5 protein-coding genes and 1 pseudogene are annotated in these 8,127 nt (G+C 71.0%); all 6 read left to right on the plus strand.

The genetic code is table 11. From position 1 onward, the window contains the following. The first annotated feature begins 86 nt into the window (after positions 1–86). Complete coding sequence (locus tag ACZ63H_RS38180; RefSeq protein WP_469873059.1) at positions 87–1,844, plus strand: lipase family protein; 1,758 nt, start codon at positions 87–89, stop codon at positions 1,842–1,844. Between the two features lie 504 nt (positions 1,845–2,348). Further along, positions 2,349–2,684 carry a HEAT repeat domain-containing protein gene (locus tag ACZ63H_RS38185; RefSeq protein WP_469873060.1) on the plus strand — a complete coding sequence of 112 codons (336 nt, stop codon included), beginning with the start codon at positions 2,349–2,351 and terminating at the stop codon, positions 2,682–2,684. A gap of 87 nt (positions 2,685–2,771) precedes the next feature. Then, positions 2,772–3,101, plus strand: a complete 330-nt coding sequence (locus ACZ63H_RS38190; RefSeq protein WP_469873061.1) for a hypothetical protein — start codon at positions 2,772–2,774, stop codon at positions 3,099–3,101. After that, positions 3,088–4,107: pseudogene (locus ACZ63H_RS38195) on the plus strand (MerR family DNA-binding transcriptional regulator). The gene ACZ63H_RS38190 and the pseudogene ACZ63H_RS38195 overlap by 14 nt, the downstream one beginning before the upstream one ends. Positions 4,108–4,960: 853 nt before the next feature. Then, positions 4,961–7,135 (plus strand): discoidin domain-containing protein, encoded by a 2,175-nt coding sequence (locus ACZ63H_RS38200; protein WP_469873062.1) that lies wholly within the window; start codon positions 4,961–4,963, stop codon positions 7,133–7,135. 124 nt (positions 7,136–7,259) lie between these two features. Then, on the plus strand, positions 7,260–8,127 hold an 868-nt coding region (locus ACZ63H_RS38205; protein WP_469873063.1), incomplete at its 3' end, for a DUF1996 domain-containing protein.

The raw sequence follows: 8,127 nt of genomic DNA on the forward strand, positions 1-8,127 counted from the left end.
TGAGATACGAGCCGACCTCCACCTCGGACTGCTCCAACTCGCCTGCAGCATCATCTGCTTGCGACGACTCCGAAGATCATTCTGAAATGATCAGTAAGAGAGCCTTACCCCTGGCGCTGGCTGCCGCCACAGTCGCCGCCCTGCCCATGACGACCGGCGCGGCCGCTGCCGCCGAACCCGCCCACGGCACCCTGCTGGCATCCACCCCGGCGGTGGTGAAGCTGGGGGCCGGGGCACCCGCCGTGCACGGCTGGCGCATCTCGTACGCGTCGACCGACTCACGGGGCGGAGCGAACACCGTCACCGGGACGGTTCTCGTGCCCGCCACCACCTGGTCCGGCGGCTCGGCGCGGCCGCTGGTGGCGTACGCGCCGGGGACACACGGACTGGCGTCGAAGTGCGCGCCCTCCGCGCAGCTCGCGGCGGGAACGGACTACGAGACGGCGAACATCGTGTCGCTGCTCAAGAAGAACTGGGCCGTGGTCGTTACCGACTACGCCGGATACGGGGCCGGACAGACGCCGACGTACCTGGCGGGCCGGTCACAGGGGCAGGCGGTGCTGGACTCGGCGCTCGCCGCGTTCCAGGTGCCGGGGAGCGGGCTGAGCGGCAGCGCGATGACGGCGGTCTGGGGCTACTCCCAGGGCGGGCAGTCGGCCGGGTGGGCCGGTCAGCTCGAACCCTCCTACGCCTCGTCGCTGAACCTGGCCGGTGTGGTCGCGGGCGGGGTGCCGGGCGACTTCAAGGCGTCGGCGCGCTACCTGAACGGCAGCACCGGCGCCTCCTTCCTGCTCCAGGGGGTCGTGGGGCTCGCGACCGAGTACCCGGACAAGATCCCCTTCGACGAGCTGGTCAACGACGCAGGACGGGCGGCCGTCGCGGACGCGAAGGACAAGTGCGTCTTCGAGACGCTCTTCGACTTCATCAACGACGACATCAAGCAGTACACCGCGGGCGGCCGGACGCTGGACGAGCTGATGGCGATCGGTTCCGTGGGGGAGGTGCTGGGCGCCCAGGACCTGGGCGGCACGAAGATCCAGGCACCGGTGTACCAGTACCACGGGCAGGCGGACGAGATCCTGCCGCTCGACCAGGCGATCAGCCTGAAGAAGCGCTACTGCTCGCGCGGTACGGCGGTGAAGTTCGACGTCTACCCGAGCGAGCACATCGCCACCCAGTTCCAGGCCGCGCCGAATGTCACCAAGTGGCTCACCGACCGGTTCGACGGCAAGCCGCAGCTCGTCGGCGACTGCCTCAACATCCTTCCGCCGCCCCGCTCCACGGCCAACCCCGGTGGCGGCGACTTCGTCGTCTCGCTGGACAAGTGGCTGCTCAAGGGCGGCCTCCAGCTCAAGACACTGGGCGAGACGGTGCTCATGCCGGAGGGGTCCACCTTCACGGCGGACACCGACCTGACGGCCCGGCGGCTCGAAGGATCCCTCGCCGTGCCGACGTTCCTGGAACACCTGCGGGTGATCGGGCTGCCGGTGCAGGTGCGCATCGGTCTGAAGTCCGAGGGGACGAGCGGAACCGTCTCGCTGGACGACGCGGGGCGGCTGGCCATCCACGGCAAGGCCCTGGCCACCGTGGAGATCGTGTCCGCCGGTGAGCTGGGAATCCACATCCCGGTCGGCTGCCGGACCTCCGAACCCGTCGAGTTCCCGCTGGACTTCGAGGGGCCGGTCTCCGCACTCGGCAGCGGTGGGCTGACGTTCTCCGGCACGACCACCTTCCCCTCCCTCACCGACTGCGGGCTGTTCGGACCCACGCTCAGCCTGGCCTTCTCCGGGCCCGGCAACGGCTACACCTTCACGGTCGTACCCCCGGAAGCCAAGTCCTACTGAGCCATCTTCATCGAGGACGCCCGGTGATGAGGGCCACGGGGCGGGACAAGCCCGTTCGCCGCGTGGCCCTCGGCCATCGTCCGGTCCACCAGGACCCGCGACGACTCGAACAGCTCGCGATGACTGCGTTGTCGCGGGGTGCGACGGAGAGGTTGACGAACGCGCCCGGCCGGCCGCGGTGTCGGAGACGCCGGCGAGGTGCTCGCCGGCGTCGACGGCCGGGCCGGAGCCCTTGACCAGGCCGGTGGCCCGGCGCGGCCACAACTGACCCCGGCGTACAGGGAATCGGCCGGGTACGGGCCGTGGCCGCACGCGCCGACAGCATCCTCCTGCGCGGTCGGCCGCTTCGCGCGTGAGCATGGCTTCCAGCAACCCGGACAGGGCCGAACCCCCTGCCCCACCGGTCGGGCTTGACCTCGACATAGTGACAAGGTGTCCCCTGAGCGGAGGAGGTGGTTTCGATCACCCGACAAACGGAACCTCGCGACATGCCGACATGCCGACATGGCCCCCGCCCTGAGCGCCGAGAACTCCTCGGTCAGGCTACAGACGGCCCTGGCGGCCGGCTCGGCCCCCGACCCCGGCATCCTGGACACACTCGTCGAGCGGTGCGCGGTCGAGCCGGACTTCTTCGTGCGGGACATGCTGTCCTGGGCGCTGACCCGCCTTCCGCCGGAGATCACCCTGCCCTGCGTTCGCCTGGAGCTCGCCTCGGAGCGAACCCAGGTCCGCAGCCAGGCGTTGCACACACTCTCCAAGATCGGCGACAGGAGCGCGTGGGCCTGGATCACGCGCTCCATGCTCCGGGACCCCGACGACGAGGTCGCGCGGACCGCGTGACGGGTCGCGGTCGCCCTCGTACCCGGGAACGAGCAGAAGGACCTGACAGACCAACTGGTCACGCAACTCGGCCGCGGCGATCGGGATGTGCGGCTGAGCCTGAGCCGGGCCCTCGTCGACCTCGGCGACGTGGCCGGGCCCACCCTGGAGGAAGCCGCGGCGAGCCCCGACCCGGCCGTGGCCACGCACGCCCGTGCCACCGAGCTGCTCCGGCGGAACCCTGCGGCCGGGTTCGACGCGGCTGTCGAGGAAGCGCGGCGAGTCGTCGCCCTCGGCCCGGAACGAGCCGCCGTCGCCGCGGCGGGGACGACCGAGCCGACCGAGCCGACCGGGGCGAGCGGGGTGAGCGGGGTGAGCGGGGTGAGCGAGTCGCTGAGGCCGCGGACACCACGGAGAACACGGAGTGCTGATCGGTGAAGTGGCCCGGCGTTCGGGGGGTGAGCACCCGGATGCTCCGGCACCACGACGCCCTCGGGCTGGTACGCCCCACCGGCCGCACCGTCGGCGGCTACCGCGAGCACTCCGCCGAAGACGTCCGCAGGACCTTCCACGTGGAAGGTCCTGCGGACCCCGGGGCTCTCGCTCAAGCAGATCGCACGCGCGGTCCAGGACCCGGCGTTCGCGCCGTCAGCCCTGGTCGGTGACCTCAACCGGTGGACGGAAGACCGCTTGGAGCGGGAACGGGAACTGCTGGAGCGACTCCGCGCGACCGATGCGTCGGCGCCTGCCGGCTGACAGGACGTCCTGCGCCTCGTCGCGCTCATGCAGGGGCTGAACGCGCCCTATGCCGCGCGCAGGCAGCAGGCCGTACTGGCGCCACCGAAGGGCGCCCCGGTTCCCGTCGAGCTTCTCGCCAGGGCGGTCCTCGCCGAGACCGACCCCAGCATCGCGGGCGCTGCGCTGGGCGCTCGCCCGGTCGGACGGCGGCGGCGTGGCGGCACTGGCCGTCGGCATGCGTTCCGAGGACGCCGCCATCACGCGGCGCGCGGTGCCGGCGATCGCCGAGACGGCCGACGCCCCCGGTGCGACCGCGGTCCTCGCGAAGGCGCTCGGGGACATGGACGCGACGGTGCGCGAGCGCGCCGCTCTGGTGCTGGGCAGGCGTGGCGTGACAGCGACCGTGCCGACACTCGTCGGCATGGTGGTCGAGGGCTCCAACGACGTCGAAGCGGCGGAGGTCCTCGGAATGCTGTCCCGAGACCCCGAGTGCGCGGATCGGATCACGACAGCACTGGTCGGCGAACTCTCGGCTCCCGGCACGAGCTCCGCGACGCGGATACGTCCGGCCCAGGCGCCGGTCGAGCTGTCGGGGACCACCGGGCGGGATGTCCTGCGCCGACTGGCTCGCGAAGACGACCCCGCCGTCGCTCGTGTCGCCCGCGCCTTCGCCACGGCCCTCGAACAGCGGTCCCCCGAGGTCTGAGGGGACGGGGAACGCCGGTCGTCACCTCCCTCCCCCCACGCTGACCATGATGGCGGGTCACCCGTACGTCCACGTCGCTTCCGGTCCCCGGCGGCCCGCCACTCCCGCCGGGCGGACCCGTACGCCCCGCACTCCACCTCACCGCGTGACAGGGCGCAGACCCCCAGGCGCGCGTACGCGTACTCGCTGTCGCCAGCGGTGGAGGTGACCGTCCCGGCGCGACTCTCTCTTAAATAAAGCCGAAAGAAAAGGGGGTTCACCTTCTTGACCCCGACATGGCTGCCGGGCATGGTTTCGGAGAGCGCTCTCCCGTTCCCGTGCGCCTTCCCCCAACTCTGCTTCCGAGGAGATGACTTCGTGTCCGCTCTTGGTCATCTGCGGCAACGCCACCGCGGCACAGGCCGCTCCTGGCGTCGGCCAGGCCCGGCACGGCGTCGCGTCAGGAGCACTACGGCACCCCGGCGTCCGCCACTGCCGACGGCGATCCGGACACCCGCCGGAATGCCGCTTCCGATCCACCACGAGAACGTCGCCAACGACGCGCGGGCACCCGCCTCGGGTACCTCGGCCGTCCCGTCGACCACCGGTCCCCACCCCTGACCCCTTCCGGGCCGCGTCGCCCCGGGCGCGGTCCGGAGACGACTCCCCTCCGGGCCGGACCAGCCCGCCCCGCAGCACGGCCCGGAGGGGACACCGACCCCCGTAGTACGCGTACATGGACGGCCTCCTCCGCCGGAGTACGGCCGACGCATCCCACCCTCCCCACACCGCCGCCGACAGGTCCGGGGCACCGCGGAGCGCGGCCCCCGGAAGCACTTCTGTCCTCGGCGACCCGACCCATCAGGAGCACCCGTTGTCCAGACCGGCTTCCACCACTTCCCTCCCCCGCCGGGCGGCCGTACCCCTCATCGCCCTCGGCGCCCTCCTCGCCTCCTCGTTGACCGTCGCGCTCGCCCCGGGGGCGCACGCGGCCGACACCCTCCTGTCCCAGGGCAGACCCGCCACCGCCTCCTCCCAGGAGGGTGACGGCTACGCGGCCGCCGCGGCCGTGGACGGCAACCTCACCGGAACCCGGTGGGCCAGCCAGTGGAGCGACCAGCAGTGGCTCCAGGTCGACCTGGGCCAGGTGTCGGACCTCAGCCGCGTGGTCCTGACCTGGGAGTCGGCCTACGGCAAGGACTACGAGATCCAGGCGTCCGACAACGGCAGTGACTGGCGCACCCTGAAGAAGGTGACCGGCGGTGACGGCGGCACCGACGATCTCGCCGTATCAGGGACCGGCCGCTACGTCCGGATGCAGGGCCTGGCCCGGTCCGGCGGATACGGGTACTCGCTGTGGGAGTTCCAGGTCTACGGTTCCGTCGGCGGCACCACCCCGCCGGCCTCGGGCGGCGCCGTCAGGGTCGAGGGCACCCAGGGCAACTGGCGCCTGACGGTGGGCGGCCAGCCGTACACCGTCAAGGGAGTCACCTGGGGCCCCGCGGCCTCCGACGGTCCCAAGTACCTGCCGGACGTCAAGGCGATGGGCGCCAACACGATCCGCACCTGGGGCACCGACGCGTCCAGCAAGGCGCTCCTGGACGCGGCGGCGGCCAACGGGATCCGCGTCGTCAACGGCTTCTGGCTCCAGCCGGGCGGCGGGCCGGGCGCCGGCGGCTGTGTGAACTACGTGACGGACACGACGTACAAGAACGACTCGCTCGCCGAGTTCGCCAAGTGGGTGGAGGCCTACAAGAGTCACCCGGCGACGCTGATGTGGAACGTCGGCAACGAGTCGGTCCTCGGACTGCAGAACTGCTACAGCGGCAGCGAACTGGAGGCCCAGCGCAACGCCTACACCAGCTTCGTCAACGACGTCGCCAAGAAGATCCACGGCATCGACCCGGACCACCCGGTCACGTCCACGGACGCGTGGACCGGCGCCTGGCCGTACTACAAGCGCAACGCGCCCGACCTCGACCTGTACGCGATGAACTCGTACAACAACGTGTGCAAGGTCCGCCAGGACTGGATCGACGGGGGCTACACCAAGCCCTACATCATCACCGAGACCGGACCGGCCGGCGAGTGGGAGGTGCCCGACGACGCCAACGGCATCCCCGACGAGCCGACCGACGTACAGAAGGCGGACGGTTACACCAAGGCGTGGAACTGCGTGACCGGTCACCAGGGAGTGGCCCTGGGCGCCACCCTCTTCCACTACGGCACCGAGCACGACTTCGGCGGCGTCTGGTTCAACCTCGTGCCCGACGGGCTGAAGCGGCTGTCGTACTACGCCGTGAAGAAGGCGTACACCGGCTCGACGGCCGGTGACAACACGCCCCCGGTCATCAGCGGCATGTCCGTCAGCCCCGCCTCCTCGGCGGCGGCCGGCGGCGAGTTCACCGTGCACGCCGACGTGCGTGACCCGGATGGTGACGCGGTCACGTACAAGATCTTCCTCAGCGGCAACTACGCGAACGGGGACAAGCGGCTCGTCGAGGCGCAGTGGCGCTCGGCCGGGAACGGGAACTTCACCGTCACCGCGCCCCAGAAGCTGGGCGTGTGGAAGGTCTACGTGCAGGCCGAGGACGGGCACGGCAACGCCGGCATCGAGACCAGGTCCGTCAAGGTCGTCGCCCCGCCGGTGAGCGGGACCAACCTGGCGCTGAACCGGCCCGCGACCGCCTCCTCCTTCCAGCCGTCCTACGGCGACTGCCCCTGCACCCCGGCACTGGCCGTTGACGGCCGCGCGGACACCCGCTGGGCCAGCGACTGGAGCGACCCACAGTGGTTCCAGGTCGACCTCGGCTCCTCCAAGGCCCTGCGCAAGGTCCAGCTCGTCTGGGACCCCGCCTACGCCAAGTCCTACGAGGTGCAGGTGTCCGACGACGCGAACTCCTGGCGTCCGGTCTACTCCACGACCGCCGGGGACGGTGACGTCGACACCATCGACGTCTCGGCCACCGCCCGCTACGTGCGCCTCCAGCTCACGGCGCGCGGCACGAGCTACGGCTACTCCCTCCATGAACTGGGGATCTACAGCTGACGGCTGGGCCCCGGACGACGGTGGCGGAGCCCTCCGCGGCCTCACCACCACCACCGCACCGACCGCACCACCCGCGCGACGCACACCCGCGCGCGCGACTCCCACCCCACGGGCAGGAGATCCCATGAGATCGAGTCCGAAACGGCTCCCCGCACTCCTCCTCGGCACCGCGCTGCTCGCCAGTGTCCTCGGCGTGGGCACCATCGCCTCCGCGGCCACCGACACCGACACCGACACCACGGCATCCGCGTCCGTCGCCCACACCGGGCACACGATGGCCGTGTCCACCCAGGCATCCGCCGACGACCCGGACGGCGACGGTTACATACCGGCCGTTCCCCAGGTCACCGGCGTCACGCCGTCCACGAACACCCCGCCCTCCCGCTACTTCCACGAGTTCCAGGCCAACTGCTCGGTCACACACACCGCCCCGGACGACCCGATCGTCTACCCGGGCCAGCCCGGCAAGTCCCACGACCACACCTTCATGGGCAACACCTCGACGAACGCGGGCAGCACCACCGCCTCCCTCTACGGCGGCGCCACCACCTGCAAGGCACCCGCCGACGCCTCGGCGTACTGGATGCCCTCGCTGTACAAGGGCGACCAGAAGATCCTGCCCGTCGGCCCCCAGACCATCTACTACAAGGCGGGCGTCACCGACTACACCAGCGTGCGGCCCTTCCCCAAGGGCCTGCGGTTCGTCGTGGGCGACCCGATGCAGAGCGCCGACCAGTTCCGCCACCACCGCGGCTTCGTCGAGGGCTGGGAATGCGGCGACAGCTACTTCAACACCGACTTCCCCACGACCTGCCCGAACCGGGCCGACGTGCAGCTCAACATCCGCTTCCAGGCGCCCAGTTGCTGGGACGGGAAGTACCTCGACACACCGGACCACCAGAGCCACATGGCCTACCCGGTCGTCAAGCCCGGCACCAACGACAACATGTGCCCCGCCGACCACCCGGTCGCCGTCCCGATGATCGAGTTCA

This window comes from Streptomyces sp. NPDC104831 (genome assembly GCF_055583025.1).

Bases quoted from the DNA above. Each gene is read 5' to 3' on its own strand.
- ACZ63H_RS38180 (WP_469873059.1), top strand. From the start codon at position 87: ATGATCAGTAAGAGAGCCTTACCCCTGGCGCTGGCTGCCGCCACAGTC.
- ACZ63H_RS38185 (WP_469873060.1), top strand. From the start codon at position 2,349: ATGGCCCCCGCCCTGAGCGCCGAGAACTCCTCGGTCAGGCTACAGACG.